The 11,824-nt window shown below is 49.3% G+C and carries 15 protein-coding genes; 12 read left to right on the top strand and 3 right to left on the bottom strand.

Features of this window, described 5'->3' with window-relative positions:
• The first annotated feature begins 60 nt into the window (after window positions 1-60).
• The 8 genes from H8Z76_RS01590 to H8Z76_RS01555 all read left to right on the top strand — a co-directional run bounded on the left by H8Z76_RS01590 (window position 61) and on the right by H8Z76_RS01555 (window position 8,353).
• Window positions 61-618, top strand: coding sequence for a hypothetical protein (locus tag H8Z76_RS01590; protein ID WP_186981444.1), 558 nt, complete (start codon window positions 61-63; stop codon window positions 616-618).
• A 221-nt stretch (window positions 619-839) separates the two neighbouring features.
• On the top strand, window positions 840-1,310 hold the full coding sequence (locus H8Z76_RS01585) for a helix-turn-helix domain-containing protein (RefSeq protein ID WP_147617910.1): 471 nt from the start codon (window positions 840-842) through the stop codon (window positions 1,308-1,310).
• Window position 1,311: 1 nt separating this feature from the next.
• The gene (locus tag H8Z76_RS01580) at window positions 1,312-1,731 is read left to right on the top strand and encodes a hypothetical protein (protein WP_186981443.1); all 420 of its coding nucleotides are present in this window, start codon (window positions 1,312-1,314) and stop codon (window positions 1,729-1,731) included.
• A gap of 75 nt (window positions 1,732-1,806) precedes the next feature.
• The gene (locus H8Z76_RS01575) at window positions 1,807-2,331 is read left to right on the top strand and encodes a cob(I)yrinic acid a,c-diamide adenosyltransferase (protein ID WP_186981442.1); all 525 of its coding nucleotides are present in this window, start codon (window positions 1,807-1,809) and stop codon (window positions 2,329-2,331) included.
• A gap of 2 nt (window positions 2,332-2,333) precedes the next feature.
• Window positions 2,334-2,981 carry a peptidoglycan recognition protein family protein gene (locus tag H8Z76_RS01570; protein WP_186981441.1) on the top strand — a complete coding sequence of 216 codons (648 nt, stop codon included), beginning with the start codon at window positions 2,334-2,336 and terminating at the stop codon, window positions 2,979-2,981.
• 65 nt (window positions 2,982-3,046) lie between these two features.
• Window positions 3,047-4,522, top strand: coding sequence for a methyltransferase (locus H8Z76_RS01565; protein WP_186981440.1), 1,476 nt, complete (start codon window positions 3,047-3,049; stop codon window positions 4,520-4,522).
• Window positions 4,522-7,158, top strand: a complete 2,637-nt coding sequence (locus H8Z76_RS01560; protein ID WP_186981439.1) for a bifunctional diguanylate cyclase/phosphodiesterase — start codon at window positions 4,522-4,524, stop codon at window positions 7,156-7,158. The genes H8Z76_RS01565 and H8Z76_RS01560 overlap by 1 nt, the downstream gene beginning before the upstream one ends.
• 13 nt (window positions 7,159-7,171) lie before the next feature.
• The gene (locus tag H8Z76_RS01555) at window positions 7,172-8,353 is read left to right on the top strand and encodes an alpha/beta hydrolase (protein ID WP_186981438.1); all 1,182 of its coding nucleotides are present in this window, start codon (window positions 7,172-7,174) and stop codon (window positions 8,351-8,353) included.
• On the opposite strand, the gene H8Z76_RS01550 is transcribed toward H8Z76_RS01555, so the two are convergent.
• The gene (locus tag H8Z76_RS01550; protein WP_186981437.1) at window positions 8,350-9,108 is read right to left on the bottom strand and encodes an exodeoxyribonuclease III; all 759 of its coding nucleotides are present in this window, start codon (window positions 9,106-9,108) and stop codon (window positions 8,350-8,352) included. The two genes, H8Z76_RS01555 and H8Z76_RS01550, sit on opposite strands and share 4 nt — an antisense overlap.
• Before the next feature lie 119 nt (window positions 9,109-9,227).
• Here H8Z76_RS01550 and H8Z76_RS01545 point away from each other — a divergent pair, with 119 nt between their 5' ends.
• Genes H8Z76_RS01545 through H8Z76_RS01530 form a run of 4 tightly spaced genes read left to right on the top strand, consistent with a single transcriptional unit; the run spans window position 9,228 to window position 10,755 of the window.
• The gene (locus H8Z76_RS01545) at window positions 9,228-9,494 is read left to right on the top strand and encodes a hypothetical protein (RefSeq protein ID WP_022515493.1); all 267 of its coding nucleotides are present in this window, start codon (window positions 9,228-9,230) and stop codon (window positions 9,492-9,494) included.
• A gap of 18 nt (window positions 9,495-9,512) precedes the next feature.
• The gene (locus H8Z76_RS01540) at window positions 9,513-9,662 is read left to right on the top strand and encodes a hypothetical protein (protein ID WP_022515494.1); all 150 of its coding nucleotides are present in this window, start codon (window positions 9,513-9,515) and stop codon (window positions 9,660-9,662) included.
• A gap of 26 nt (window positions 9,663-9,688) precedes the next feature.
• Window positions 9,689-10,099 (top strand): CBS domain-containing protein, encoded by a 411-nt coding sequence (locus H8Z76_RS01535; protein WP_186981436.1) that lies wholly within the window; start codon window positions 9,689-9,691, stop codon window positions 10,097-10,099.
• On the top strand, window positions 10,096-10,755 hold the full coding sequence (locus H8Z76_RS01530; RefSeq protein ID WP_186981435.1) for an HAD family hydrolase: 660 nt from the start codon (window positions 10,096-10,098) through the stop codon (window positions 10,753-10,755). The genes H8Z76_RS01535 and H8Z76_RS01530 overlap by 4 nt, the downstream gene beginning before the upstream one ends.
• Window positions 10,756-10,760: 5 nt before the next feature.
• Here H8Z76_RS01530 and H8Z76_RS01525 read toward each other — a convergent pair whose 3' ends face one another.
• Together H8Z76_RS01525 and H8Z76_RS01520 are read right to left on the bottom strand one after the other, a co-directional pair.
• A complete protein-coding gene (locus H8Z76_RS01525; RefSeq protein WP_022515497.1) occupies window positions 10,761-11,069 on the bottom strand; it encodes an AzlD domain-containing protein in 309 nt (102 codons plus the stop codon).
• Window positions 11,059-11,781, bottom strand: coding sequence for an AzlC family ABC transporter permease (locus tag H8Z76_RS01520; RefSeq protein WP_022515498.1), 723 nt, complete (start codon window positions 11,779-11,781; stop codon window positions 11,059-11,061). The genes H8Z76_RS01525 and H8Z76_RS01520 overlap by 11 nt, the downstream gene beginning before the upstream one ends.
• Window positions 11,782-11,824 lie beyond the last annotated feature (43 nt).

The following is an 11,824-nucleotide window of genomic DNA, read 5'->3' as shown; positions in this document are numbered from 1 at the left end:
TCACGGTTCCTGCCGATATAAATACCGGAAGATAAATTTGGATTTTCCGGGAGGCAGAGCATGACAGTAGATGGAAAAAAGATCGGAGCGACAGCAATGCTGGCAGATCAGAACGCGCTCCGCAGGCGGAAGGAACAGTTAGAGGAGACCGCACGGAAAAAAGAAGAAGGACAAAAGCAGGCAGTGCATATCCTTACGACCGCAATGGAGAAAGGAACGTCCATGGAAGAGGCGCGCACTGCGGCAAATGATCTTCTTGCGGCACTGAGTGAGGAGATCGTCTCGGACTGCATGAGCCGGGCACGCGACCATATCAGCGATATCTTAGAGCAAAACCAGAAGAAAGCGGATGAGATCGCGGAGAAAAAACGAAAAAAAGAAGAGCAGAAGCAAAGAAGAGAGGAACGGGAAGCGATCCGCAAAAGAAAACTGGTCTTAAAGCGGGTGTTAGTTCCGGTAACGCAGGCAGGTGACGGTGCCTTAGACGAGGTGCCCTGTGATCCCATAGACGAAGGAAGCCCGGATGAGGCTTATCTGGTCGGGGTGCAGAAATATGTGATGACGACGGAAGTCACAACGCCGACAAAAATACGAAGCCTGTTAAATTTAAAAGCATAGAACAGAACAAAAAGGCTGTTCCTGTGGTGAAAACCGCAGGGGCAGCCTTTTTGAATCATAGGAAATTCTTTCCTGACGGCTGCTGGCTGGAAATGGAATGCAATAGGAAAATATATGAAAAACAAGGAAAATAAAACAAAAAACGTGTAAAATTTGTAAAATATAGGTTTACATAGGAAAACAAATGAAATATAATGAAATCTATAAAGGAGGATGCCGGTATGCTGGAACAGAAGTGGTACACAGTTGCGGATGTGGCGGCGCTGACCGGACTGACAGACCGGACGATTCGGAATTATTTAAAAGAGGGCACCCTGCACGGAAAGAAAGTCGGAGTCCAGTGGCGTTTCACACAACAGGATATCGAATCCCTGTTCCGGGAAGCGGATGTCACAGAGCCGTTTACGGAGCTTTTGGATGAGCTGGTGTCGGATTTTTTGCATGGGTCACAGCGACCACAGGAAATGGAATGCAGGATTTTGGATATCCCCTGTAAAACAGAAGAGTTGTGGAAAAATATCGTAAAAAAGCTGCGAAAGCAGATCGATGAGAAAAGGGGAGGATGGCCGGAGATCGCCTGGGAATATAAAAGTGAGGAACAGATGCTTCGGGTTGTCGCGGCAGGCAGACCGGAGGATACCGAATGGCTGGCGCGCCAGGTGAGAAAAGGCTTAAAAAAAGATGCAGATTGATATGGCAACCACCGTTGCGGAACGGTGCATTGATTACTATTATGATAAAATAGAGCAGGAAAACAAAAGAAAATACGAAGAGATACAAAAACGCAAAGAACTGCGCAGACACAAATACAAGACAGCGGCAAATATCGCCGTCTTACTTGTTATGATCGGACTCTGCATGTCGATGGTCTTTCTGGAGATGCGGGTGCGCAGTCAGGCGCTCCATGTGGCAGGTCTCCAGTCAGAGTTAAACCATATCGTGAGCGAGAACACAGACACGAAAAAGCGCATGATGGACGCGGCAGACTACGCGTGGATCGAACAGGAAGCGAGAAAACTCGGCATGACATATCCGACGCAGGACATGGTCATCTATTATAATGCGCCGACCGAAGATTATATGATACAGACTCAGGAAATACCGGAAGAATAAAGTCCGGTATTTTTTTCTTTTCCGGCAGGTAAAAAGCGGGTATAATAAATAATAGAAAGAAAGTGGAGGAAAACTATGTACGGACTGATACATCTGTATGAAGGGGATGGAAAGGGAAAAACGACAGCGGCGGTCGGACTCAGCGTCCGGTGTGCCGGAAATGGCGGGAGCGTGCTGTTTACCCAGTTTTTAAAGGACGGGACTTCCGGGGAGATTCCGGTGTTAAAAAAGATCCCGCAGATCACCGTGTTTTCCGCGACAGAAAAATTCGGCTTTACGTTCCGGATGACAGAGGAAGAAAAAAAAGCGGCGGCAGCCTATTATACGAATTATCTAAGAGAGATCGGACAACTGGTAAAAAAAGAGCATTATGACCTGTTAGTCCTAGACGAAGCCGTCGGGGCGTGCAGCAGTGGGATGATAAAAGAGGAGGAGCTTCTTTCCTTTTTAGATCACAGACCGGACGGGCTGGAGGTAGTCCTGACCGGCAGAAATCCTTCTGCGGCGTTAAGGGAACGCAGCGACTATGATTCGGAGATACGAAAAGAAAAGCATCCGTTCGACCGTGGCATCACAGGCAGGGACGGAATAGAAAGGTAACAATGAAAAAGAGCAAAAGAAGAAACAGACGCAAAAAAGAACAGGCACTCGCCCGTGTGCTGACCGTGCTTCTTGTGACCGGGCTGTGTCTGACTGGGGTGCTGATCTGGCAGAGGGAAAAAAGGACGGCTGCGACACAGACGGCAATGGAGGATGCCGACGGGAGACCGCCGCTTGATGTGGAACTTTTGACGGTCAATCCGTATTCGAGACCGGGAACGGCGATCGGACCGATCCGGGGGATCGTGATCCATTATACGGCAAACCCGGGGAGCAGCGCGCGTCAGAACCGTGATTACTTTGAAGGGTTAAAAGATTCCGGCGAGACACACGCGAGCAGTCATTTCATCATCGGGTTAGACGGTGAGATCGTACAGTGTATCCCATGCAATGAGATCTCTTATGCGTCGAATGACAGGAATGATGATACGATCTCGATCGAATGCTGTATCCCGGATGAGACCGGGCAGTTCCGGCCGGAGACGTACCAGTCGCTTGTGACGCTTACGTCCTGGCTCTGCCGGCGTTACGGGCTTTCGGCGGATCAGGTGATCCGGCATTATGATGTGACCGGAAAGCTGTGTCCGAAGTATTATGTGGAGCACCCGGAGGCGTGGGAGCAGTTTAAGAGTGAGCTGGAAACGTCTTGATAAATAAATGGGAATCAAGTAAAATAATGGAAACAGATAAGACAAAAGAACGAAAAGGAAAATTTATGATAGAAGCGGTATATGAAGCAATAAAAAACGGGGAAGATGTGCGGCAGAACCTGTCGAAGTTCCGCCAGTGCATGAAAGAGGAGGCGGTGCCGGAACAGGCGGATACGTCGGTGTTTATAGGGCTGCTTTCTGCGGAAGATCCGAAAGAACGGAAAAACGCGGCGCTGGTGCTTGGCGATCTGGGCGCACAGGAGGCATTAAAACCGTTATATGAGGCGTATGAAAAGGAAGAAAAAAAATTTGTAAAAAGTTCCTATCTTTCCGCGATCGGAAAGCTTGACGCAGGTGGAATTATTGAAGAATTAAAGCATATTTACCGGGAACTGGGTGAGTGCAGCCCCAAAGAGGAAGACAAAAAGCATGTGAACGCCCAACTCAAGGAACTGGACAGGATCCTGGCGAAGTATGGAGAGAGAAAAAAGCATACGTTTACCGGGTATGACAGGGAAAATGTCGTGATCCTTACGACCGGAAAAGATTTCTATGATGTGACGGCAAGACAGGTAGTATACGGAAAGACGAAGCCACATCCGCTCGGTGTGCTTGTGGCAACGCGGGATTTGAAACCTCTGCTTTCGATCCGCACATACCGGGAACTGCTTTTTGTCGTACCGCATAAAAGAGAGATCGGCACGGATGCGAAAGAAGCCGGAGAGATTCTTGCAGACTGTGGACTGCTTCCGTTGCTTTTGGAATGCCACGACAGCGGAGCACCGTTTTTCTTCCGTATCGAAGTGCGCAGCACGATGTCACCGGATGAAAAAACAGCGTTTGTCAAAAAGGTGGCAGCAGTGATCGAGGAAAAGACGGACCGGCAGCTCATAAACTCGGCAACGGATTATGAGGTGGAGCTCCGCCTGATCCAGACCAGGAGTGGCAGATTTTTCCCGTGTGTGAAACTTCAGACGATCCCGATGAAGCGGTTTGCTTACCGGAAGATGAGCATTGCGGCATCGATCCATCCCGCACAGGCGGCGTTGATCATGCAGTTAGTTAAGCCTTATCTAAAAGAGGACGCCCAGATCATGGATCCGTTCTGCGGAGTTGGCACGATGCTGATCGAGCGGAACAAACTGGTACCGGCAAGGGAGATGTACGGAATCGATCTGTTTGGAGAGGCGATCGCGAAAGCGAGAGAGAACACACAGAACGCGGGCGACCGCATCTGGTATATCAACCGCGACTTTTTCGATTTCACGCATGATTATAAATTTGATGAGATCATTACGGACATGCCGCCGCGTGGAAAAAAGACCAAAGAAGAACAGGATGCGTTTTACGCGCGCTTTTTTGCGAAGGCAAAAGAACATCTTGAGCGGGAAGCAGTGCTTATTTTATATTCCAATGAGATCGGATTTATAAAAAAGCAGCTTCGTCTGGATGGCAGTTATAAGCTCTTACAGGAGTACTGCATGCGGAAAAAAGACGGATATTATGTATTTGTGATCGGATATAAGGGAGGTGAGTTGTGATGGAACGCAGTATTGTGCCGGAAGAACGGCTGATCGATCTGCAGCTGACAAAAGAAATGCAGGAGCGGTTCTGTGAGGCGAATGATCTTTACACGATGTGTCTGGACAGCCAAAAAAGGACGATCGGGGAACTGTATGGTACGGAGGAAGAAAAGGCTTTTATCAAAGGAAGAGTACCGGAAGAACTGTACAGGGAGCTGTTAGAGCGGCTTTATGCCACGGAAGTGGAGGATATGATCGAGGAACCGCTTGCGGAGGAAAACATCAAACTGTGTGGTGCGGTGATCCGGATGGGCGGAAAACCGATCGCAGTCTGGATCGTGTTTGCGGTACTCAGTGACATCGGGGAAATCCCGGAAGATATGCCAAAGACCATGGGAACCACATCCGCGGATCACTTCTACAAATCCATGCGTTTTCTCACCACGCTTTCGAGACAGTATTTCGCGGCAAAGATCGATGAGGCGTTCGCGCAGGAGGCATCGGTTAAGAGTATTGAGGAGAAAGAGCGCGCGGAAGCGGAGTTAAAGCGGAATGAGGCAATGTCCGCGATTGTGCAGGAGATCGTGAGCGAGCGGGAATTTACGGAGACCGCGAAGAGCATTTTAAGAGAGGTGTGTGAATTTTTACAGATCGGAAATGCCTGCCTGCTCAAAGTAAGCCCGGATCAGGGAACGGCGGACATGATCTGTGAGTGGACGGCACAGGGGCTTCCATCCCATCGGGATCTCGTGCAGAAGATTCCGGTTGCGAAGATCCCGTTTCTCACGGACAAACCGTTTGTGATATCTTCCGACACACCGCTTCCGTCCCGTTTTGTGGAAGTATTTGAAAAGATGGGCGCGAAGGCAGCCATGACGATCCCGATCGAGGTGCATGCAGAGACCGGAATGTACCTTTGCTTTTACGAGACCGAAAAAGAGCGGATATGGGAATCGGCGGACATCAAATTTATCCATGACGCAAAGCAGGTGCTGCAGAGCATTTTGGCGAGACGGGTCGCGAGCAATTCCCTGGCAAGCTCCTACATGTCCTTGGAGGCGATCCTGGAAAATGTGGGATGCGGGATCTGTGTAAAAGATCCGATCACGCGAAAGATACTTTATACCAACCAGCAGTTTCATGAGATGTTCAAATCTGAAAAAGACGTGGCAGAATTTGAACTGCTCTTAGAGGAACAGTATACCGGAAGACCGCAGGGAAAGAGCATGGAAGTGTATTCGGATCTTGAGAACAGCTACTATGACATCTGTTACACACAGATCCACTGGGTCAACGGCAGATCGGTCATGCTCTGTACGATCTATGATGTGACAGATAAAAAGATATATCAGCAGAAGATCGAGCGCCAGGCAAACAATGATTTCTTAACAGGGCTCTACAACCGTATGCGCTGTGAACAGGATCTGACCGAATATATCAAAAGAACCAAGGATGCGGGCGGACAGGGCGCGCTGCTCTACATCGATCTTGATGACTTTAAGCATATCAACGACGGACTCGGTCATCAGTACGGCGACGTGCTCTTAAAGGCGATCTCACACAGCCTGCAGCATGTTTCCGGAATCGAGACGACCTGCTACCGGATGGGCGGCGATGAGTTCATCATCATCGTTTCACATTATCATTTCAGCATGTTAAACCGGATCCTCGGGGATATCCAGGCGATCTTTACCAAACCGTGGTTCTTAAAGGGAGCCGATTATTACTGTTCCATGAGTATGGGCGTCGTGCGTTTCCCGAAGGACGGAGATACCGTTCAGGAGCTGATCAAAAAGGCGGATATTGCGCTCTATGAGGCGAAAAAGAGCGGAAAGAACCGCGTGGAATATTATGACGACCATGTGGAATCCACCTCCTTTAAGCGGCTGGAACTTGAAAAAAATATGCATGACGCGGCGCTGGATTCCTGCAAGGAGTTTGAGGTGTATTATCAGCCGGTCGTGGATATCTCAAAGCCCGGGGATCCGTGTTCCGGCGCGGAGGCGCTGATCCGCTGGAATTCCCAGAAGATGGGATTTGTCTCACCTTCCGAATTTATCCCGCTTGCCGAGTATCTCGGTCTGATCAACCCGATCGGGGATTTCATCCTGGAGGAGGCATGCAAACGCTGCAAATACTGGAACGACATGGGACATCCGGAATATCGTATCAACGTGAATCTTTCGGTCGTCCAGCTGTTACAGAATGACATGGTTGACCGCATCCGCCGTGTGCTAAAGGAAACAAAATTAAAACCGACCAATCTGACGCTCGAAGTGACAGAGAGCCTTGCGATCAATGATATGGCGCGCATGAAGCGTGTGCTCGCGCAGATCAAGCAGCTGGGTGTCTGGGTGGCGTTGGATGATTTCGGAACCGGCTACTCGTCCCTTAACCACATCAGGGAACTGCCGATCGACGTGATCAAGATCGACCGCTGCTTTGTTGTGGACATCGGAAAAGACGATTACTCGGAAGTGTTTGTCAAGATGGTCTCCGAGCTTGCGGATACGATCGGTGTGCGCATGTGCGTGGAAGGCGTGGAAAAGGACGAACAGCTGGACAAGCTGCGCCAGATGAAGGTGCAGTATATCCAGGGATTTTATTTTAACCGGCCGATGCGCGCGATCGACTTTGAAGAAAAATATCTGTAAAAGGGGAAAACATATGTTTACAGAGGATCATACCTTTGAAGAAATAAAAGGAAAAGAGCCGATCGGGCGGGCACTGGGCAATCTCTTTCCATCCTGCTGGATCTCACGGATACAGGAAGAACATTACAGCGATACCATGGCGAAGATAAAAGAAGAGGATACGATGGAGTGGGGACAGCCGTTCCTCTCGGAGGCGCTGGTGGAAAGTGCCAATCTCTTAGAGATGGCGGCGGAAAAGAAAAACTTTATGTTTGTGCCGCTCTGGGAAAAAGACGGTGCGACAGCCGGCTGGAAGGACGGGATACCGGACGCGGATTTAAACTGCGCGGAAGGTGTGTGGCTGTTTACCGGAAATCCGGCTGTGGACAATATGGCATTTGCGCATACAGCGGGAGAAGCTTCCGTGCCGCCGTATCCTTCGGAAGCGGCAGCGCAGGAAACAAAAGATGTTACGGAAAAGAGACCTGCGGTCATTCTGTGCCCGGGCGGAGCATATGAGATGTTATCCATGTATTCGGAGGGGATCCAGCTTGCGCAGCGCATGGAGCGTGATGGAGGCTATAAAGCGTTTCTTTTAAACTACAGGATCGCGCCGAACTGCTATCCGCAGTCCCAGATGGATCTGGCGCTTGCGGTGATGCATGTGCGTGTTCACGCGAAAGAATACGGGATAGATCCGGAGCGTATCGTTGTGGTCGGATCTTCGGCAGGCGGACATCTCTGCGCGAGTGAAGCGTATTTGTACGAAGAATTAAAGGAAAACATTTTAGAAGAGTGGAAGAAAAGATCCAAAGAGGCAGCGGCACAGTATGAGAAAGTTACGGCGCGTCCGGATGGCGTGGCGCTGCTTTATCCGGTGATCAGTTTTACCTTGGAATATCATGAGGGCAGTTACCGCAATAACACAAAGGAAAAGCCGGGACTGAGAGAAAAGCTGTCCGTGGAGACGCATGTCACGGCAGATTATCCGCCGACCTACGCGTTTGCGAATGAGGACGACGGCTGTGTGCCGGCAAGCAATACAAAACGCCTGGATGAAGCGCTTGCGGCAGCAGGTGTGCCGCACTTATGCGAGCTTTATCCGACCGGAGATCATGGAGTCGGGCTTGCCTATGGCTGTTCATCCAGACGCTGGAGTGAAGAGATGCTTAACTTTTTTGAAACCGTGTGGAAAGACCACGCACGTCTGTCTTAGGACGGATCGAAATCAAGTTCTACCGGGCAGTGGTCAGAGCCGGTGATGTCGGTTAAGATCTTCGCGTCCTTTAAGTGCGGATCCAGGCACTTTGAGGTAAGGAAGTAGTCGATCCGCCATCCGGCATTTTTCTCCCTTGCCTTAAACCGGTAGGACCACCAGGAATAAATGCCTTCCGCGTCCGGATAAAAATGGCGGAACGTATCGGTGAAACCGCTGTCTAAAAGCGCAGAGAATTTTGCGCGTTCTTCATCGGTGAAGCCGGCGTTTTTCCGGTTGGTCTTTGGGTTTTTCAAGTCGATCTCCCGATGCGCGACATTCAGATCGCCGCAGAGGATGACCGGCTTTTCTTTTTCGAGAGTTTTCAGATAGGAAAGAAAATCATCTTCCCACTGCATACGGTACGAAAGCCGTTTTAACTCGCTCTGGGAGTTTGGCGTATAGCAGGTGATAAAATAAAACGCCGGGTATTCGAGGGTGATCACACGCCCCTCGGTATCGTGCAGATCAACCCCTATGCCGTAGCGGACGGACAGGGGTTCTTCTTTTGCAAATATGGCAGTGCCGGAATAGCCTTTTTTTTCGGCGTAATTCCAGTACTGGTGATATCCGGGCAGGTCAAGGGAGATCTGACCCTCCTGCAGTTTTGTTTCCTGTAAACAGAAGATGTCCGCATCGATCGCATGGAAGAAATCAAGAAAACCTTTTCCGGTGCATGCGCGCAGACCATTTACATTCCAAGAGATAAATTTCATAGTGCCTCCTTATTTAAAGCCTCATTTTTTTAAGTCTATTATAAGAGATTACGCGGCTTTGTTCAATTTGATTTTTAGCCTGTTTCGTAGTATAGTATTTATGTTGGAGGTTATGAATTATGGAACGTGTAGAAGACATTGAACTGTGCAGGATCACAGACGTAAAAGTAAAGGAAAAAGTGATGTTTTTACTGATACGCCACAGAGTGCCCTATGCGGAACGGTGGGATGAGGTACCGTTTCTGAAACGGAGCAGATATCACGGCGCAAAGGAAGTCTGTGTAGTACTGACGCATCCGGCGCATCGCAAAGAAGCGGTAGAGATCATACAGGGTATGGATAAGGAAATGCAAAACAAGATTATCCTGCCGGAAGAGGAAAAATAAGAAAGCGGGGAAAACGCCATGAAAAAGACAGAGATCAGTAAGGCACTTGAGGTTTTAAACCGGATCAAAAACCAGAATCTGGAAGTCTGCTTTGACGATATGACAGCAGACCGGACGATCGATCTTGCCATTGAAGCGCTTGTCATGCAGTATGACAAAGCAGAATAGGAAAAACAGGGTTAAGGGATGAGGCAATGAACATAGTAATGTTGCTGCGGCCCAAAAGTGAGGTCGCGTATATATACAATGACAATACGATCCGCCAGGGGCTCGAAAAGATGCATACACATGGCTATACAGCGATTCCGGTCATTGACCGTGACGGCGGATATGTAGGAACTGTCAGTGAGGGGGATTTTCTCTGGCATATGTTAGCGCATGGAACAGCGGATATGCATGACCAGGAGGCGTACCGGATCACGGACATCATGCGGAGCGGCTTTAATATGCCGGTCAAGATCGATGAGACGATGGACGAACTTTTGCTCCGTGTCATGGATCAGAACTTTGTCCCGGTCGTAGACGACAGGGGCAGCTTTATGGGGATCATTACAAGAAAAGACGTGATCAAATATTTTCACGATCAAAGGGAAAAAGAAAAATGATAAAAGCAGTTATATTTGATATGGACGGCGTGCTGATCGATACAGAGAAACATCTGGTGCGCTGCTGGTGTCAGGCAGCAAGAGAAGCGGGATTTCCATTTACAAGAGAAAACGGACTTGAGCTGCGCAGCCTTGCGGCGAAATACGCGGGACCTCTGTTACAGGAGCGGTTTGGAAAAGAATTTGATTATGAGAAAGTCAGAAACCGCAGGAAGGAACTGATGAATCAGGTCTTGAAAGAGCAGGGGATCGAAAAAAAACCGGGTGTGGATACCCTGCTTGATTTTTTGCGTGCGCACGGCATAAAGACCGCTGTGGCAACCGCGACAGATGAAGAACGCGCAGCGCGTTACTTAAAAGAAATCGGAATTTACGACAAGTTCGATCATATTGTCTGTGCGACCATGGTGCCAAATGGCAAGCCAAAGCCGGACATTTATCTGTATGCCTGTGAAAAGATAAAAGAAAAGCCCTGCGACTGCATGGGCGTGGAAGATTCCCCGAATGGGATTCGGGCGGCACTCGATGCCGGATTAAAGACGGTTATGGTACCGGATCTCACCGAACCGGACGAGACCTTGAAAAAAGAGCTTTTTGCGGTGGCAAAGTCTTTGGACGGTCTCATTCCGGTGATCGAACAGGAAAATAAATGCTGATCGAATCAGCAGATAAACAATTCTAAAACGAATACAACGATACAGGAGAATACAGCGACCTGAAACAGGCTGCGTCCCTTAAATGCGAGCAGGACACCCACAATAAGCGCTGCCCATGCGGAGTAAATACTTCCGGTGGCGCTCAAAATAGCAGGGAATGTCATGACTGCAAGCGTGACATATGGGACATAGTACAAAAAGGAGCGTATTGTCCTGTTTTTTATTTCTTTTCGGATCAGTGTCAGTGGAAGCACCCGGATCAGATAGGTCACAAGTGCCATGATACCGATGTAGAGATATATTTTAGCGTTCATGTTCAGATTCCTCCTTGATCGGGAAAAGTACTGCGGCTGCGCCCGCGATCAGAATGGTGAGCAGTATGATGCGGATACCGGATGAAATGTCACGCACGACCGGAAGCTTTTCAAAAAGATAGCTGGCAGCCATGGAGATGACGACGAGTCCTGCGATCACCCTGTTCTTTCTTGCCGGCGGTATGATGATGGCAAGGAACATACCATACAGTCCGACACTCAACGCGTTTACGATGCTGACCGGAAGCACATTTCCCATGATACATCCGAGCAGAGTTCCGAGTGCCCATGCCGGTCCGCCGAGTGTGATCATCCCATAAGTATAGAAGGGATTTAAGTAACCGGGGCGCGCGATCGAAAGCCCGAAAAATTCATCCGTGATATAAAAGCCAAGGATCAGCCGGTGCCTAAGCGGCGTGTCCGGGGACAGCTTCTGGCTCAGCGCGCAGGACATGAGCAGATATCTCGCGTTGGCGATAAATTCCATGACAGCAACCTCGAGAAAGCCGGCGCCGGCGGCGATCAGCGTGAAGCCTGCGAATTCGCCCGCAGAGGCATTGATGAGCATACTGGTCAGCATGGACTGAAACGGAGCAAAACCGGCGTTTTTCGCGGTGATGCCCAGAGTAAAAGACACGGCAAAGTAACCGAGCGCGATGGGAACACCATCGGTCAGTCCCTTCCGATACCAGGTCTTGTTTGATTCGATCATTTTGTTTTATTCTCCTTAGTAATACCAATTTTACATAACAGAT

It is taken from the genome of Roseburia yibonii, from assembly GCF_014297335.1.
Lineage (GTDB): Bacteria > Bacillota > Clostridia > Lachnospirales > Lachnospiraceae > Roseburia_D > Roseburia_D yibonii.
This window is presented reverse-complemented; position numbering and strand designations above follow the sequence as displayed.

What these genes read in the sequence shown, in the direction of transcription:
- H8Z76_RS01555 (WP_186981438.1), top strand. Translation starts at nt 7,172, where the DNA reads ATGTTTACAGAGGATCATACCTTTGAAGAAATAAAAGGAAAAGAGCCG.
- H8Z76_RS01565 (WP_186981440.1), top strand. Translation starts at nt 3,047, where the DNA reads ATGATAGAAGCGGTATATGAAGCAATAAAAAACGGGGAAGATGTGCGG.
- H8Z76_RS01585 (WP_147617910.1), top strand. Translation starts at nt 840, where the DNA reads ATGCTGGAACAGAAGTGGTACACAGTTGCGGATGTGGCGGCGCTGACC.
- H8Z76_RS01540 (WP_022515494.1), top strand. Translation starts at nt 9,513, where the DNA reads ATGAAAAAGACAGAGATCAGTAAGGCACTTGAGGTTTTAAACCGGATC.
- H8Z76_RS01570 (WP_186981441.1), top strand. Translation starts at nt 2,334, where the DNA reads ATGAAAAAGAGCAAAAGAAGAAACAGACGCAAAAAAGAACAGGCACTC.
- H8Z76_RS01545 (WP_022515493.1), top strand. Translation starts at nt 9,228, where the DNA reads ATGGAACGTGTAGAAGACATTGAACTGTGCAGGATCACAGACGTAAAA.
- H8Z76_RS01535 (WP_186981436.1), top strand. Translation starts at nt 9,689, where the DNA reads ATGAACATAGTAATGTTGCTGCGGCCCAAAAGTGAGGTCGCGTATATA.
- H8Z76_RS01575 (WP_186981442.1), top strand. Translation starts at nt 1,807, where the DNA reads ATGTACGGACTGATACATCTGTATGAAGGGGATGGAAAGGGAAAAACG.
- H8Z76_RS01520 (WP_022515498.1), bottom strand. Translation starts at nt 11,781, where the DNA reads ATGATCGAATCAAACAAGACCTGGTATCGGAAGGGACTGACCGATGGT.
- H8Z76_RS01590 (WP_186981444.1), top strand. Translation starts at nt 61, where the DNA reads ATGACAGTAGATGGAAAAAAGATCGGAGCGACAGCAATGCTGGCAGAT.
- H8Z76_RS01530 (WP_186981435.1), top strand. Translation starts at nt 10,096, where the DNA reads ATGATAAAAGCAGTTATATTTGATATGGACGGCGTGCTGATCGATACA.
- H8Z76_RS01525 (WP_022515497.1), bottom strand. Translation starts at nt 11,069, where the DNA reads ATGAACGCTAAAATATATCTCTACATCGGTATCATGGCACTTGTGACC.
- H8Z76_RS01560 (WP_186981439.1), top strand. Translation starts at nt 4,522, where the DNA reads ATGGAACGCAGTATTGTGCCGGAAGAACGGCTGATCGATCTGCAGCTG.
- H8Z76_RS01580 (WP_186981443.1), top strand. Translation starts at nt 1,312, where the DNA reads ATGGCAACCACCGTTGCGGAACGGTGCATTGATTACTATTATGATAAA.
- H8Z76_RS01550 (WP_186981437.1), bottom strand. Translation starts at nt 9,108, where the DNA reads ATGAAATTTATCTCTTGGAATGTAAATGGTCTGCGCGCATGCACCGGA.